The sequence below is a fragment of the Mesorhizobium sp. M7A.F.Ca.ET.027.03.2.1 genome, assembly GCF_003999175.1.
GTDB lineage: Bacteria > Pseudomonadota > Alphaproteobacteria > Rhizobiales > Rhizobiaceae > Mesorhizobium.
This window is the reverse complement of the sequence record NZ_RZOM01001131.1, coordinates 1-1,927: the sequence shown is the minus strand read 5'-3', so window position 1 is coordinate 1,927 and position 1,927 is coordinate 1. Positions and strand designations below refer to the sequence as shown.

Annotated in this window: 2 protein-coding genes; both read right to left on the bottom strand. The window is 63.1% G+C overall.

The features are described 5' to 3' along the window. Positions 1–805, bottom strand: an 805-nt coding sequence (locus tag EN750_RS32050) for a DUF3333 domain-containing protein (RefSeq protein WP_127399085.1), incomplete at its 3' end; no start/stop codon positions are given. Next, positions 802–1,927: phosphate ABC transporter permease subunit PstC (gene pstC / locus EN750_RS32045; protein ID WP_127399084.1), on the bottom strand; the 1,126-nt coding region annotated here is incomplete at its 5' end. The genes EN750_RS32050 and pstC, both read right to left, overlap by 4 nt.

Sequence of the window (1,927 nt, the reverse complement as noted above, 5' to 3'; positions counted from 1 at the left end):
GCACCGCTGCCAGATTGTTGATGTTGACCTCGATAAGGTCGGTGAAACGGTTCTTCTTGGCGAACTCCTCCAGATAGATGGAGGCGGCGACGCCGATCGGTAGCGCCAGGAGCAACACGATCACCATCATATAAAACGAGCCGATGATCGCCACGCCCATGCCCGAGGTTTCCGGGCGGCTGGAGGCGCCGTAGGTGAACAGGCCGCTGTTGAAGTGCTCGGCCATCGCGCCCTCGGCCTTGAGCTTGTTCATCCAGGTGATCTGCTGGTCCGAGACCTTGCGTCGCGCTTCCTCGACACTGAGGTCGATCTGGCCCTTGAAAGCCGAGTCGAGATTGGCGGCGGCGAGGATGTTGACGCTGCGTGTCGTGCCGATCACGGACGGATCGGCGGCAACGATGTCGCGCAACTGGACGCGGGCGCCTTCCGACAGGAAGCCCTTGAGCTTCTGGATCATCGGCTTGTCATCAGGAGAGATGCCGAGCTTGGCCACAAGCGCGTTTTCGGCGAGCTTGGGATAATTTGCCTTGATCAGAACGCTCGGATCGGTTGCACGCTTGCCGGAAGGATCGATCACCTTCTCGTCGAACGAGATCGGCAGTGATACCGTCGTCTGCCAGAAGGCGGTGTAGCCTTTCGAGACGATGGTGATCAGCATGATTGCCAGGAACGCCAGGCCTACGGAAATCGCCACGACGCCATAGATGCGGAAACGGCGTTCGGCGGCGTAACGGGCCTTCAGGCCGATGTCGCGGCGCGGATGGGCCGCCGCCCTGACCATCGTATCCATGGAAATGTCGGTCATTCGTACTGCTCCCGATATTTGCGCACGATGTAGAGCGCGACGATGTTCATCACCAACGTCAGCGCGAACAGCGTCAGGCCGAGTGCGAAGGCGACCAGCGTCTGCGGCGAATTGAACTCGAGGTCGCCGGTGAGCTGGTTGACGATCTTGACGGTGATGGTCGTCATCGCCTCGAACGGGTTGATGGTGAGGTTGGCGGCGACGCCCGCCGCCAGCACGACAATCATCGTTTCGCCGATGGCGCGCGAGGCGGTCAGCAGGATGGCGCCGACGATGCCGGGTAGTGCAGCCGGCAGGATCACCCGCTTGATCGTCTCGGAGCGGGTCGCGCCGAGGCCAAGCGACCCGTCGCGCATGGCGCGCGGCACCGCGGTTATGATGTCGTCCGAAAGAGAGGACACGACCGGGATCAGCATGACGCCCATGACCAGGCCGGCGGTGAAGATGCTCTGGCCCTGGATGAAGGGCGAACCGCCGGTCAGCGCCGCGGACAGGTCGCGCAGGAACGGCCCAAGCGTGACGACGGCGAAGATGCCGTAGACGATGGTCGGTATGCCGGCCAGCAGTTCAAGCGCCGGCTTAACCACCGAGCGCACCTTGGGCGTTGCATACTCGGCCATGTAGACAGCCGACATCAGCCCGACCGGCACCGCAACCAGCAGCGCGACGGCGGCGATGTAGAGCGTGCCCGCAAGAAGCGGGATCAGGCCGAATTGGCCCTGGCTGCCGCCCGAACCGGCAGCGGCAAAACGCGGATCCCAGACGGTGCCGAAGAAGAAACTCATCGGCGAGACGCTTTCGAAGAAGGTGATCGTCTGGAACAGCATCGAAAGCACGATGCCGATGGTGGTCAGGATGGCGATGGTGGAGGCGGCAAGCAGCCCCCACAGCATCAGCCTCTCGACATTGTTGCGTGCCCTGGCGCGCGGCTCGATCTGCCTGAGCGCATAGACGGCGCCGGCGATCGAGGAAACGAGAATGACAATGGCGCCGAACAGGCCGAGCCGGTCCTGGACCTTGTTCGCCTCGACGGCGATCGGGATCATGTAATCCTGCGTGTCGCTCGCCAGTGCCACACCCTTGGCGGCGAGCAGCGGCTGCAGCTCGCCAAAGCTGGCAGGC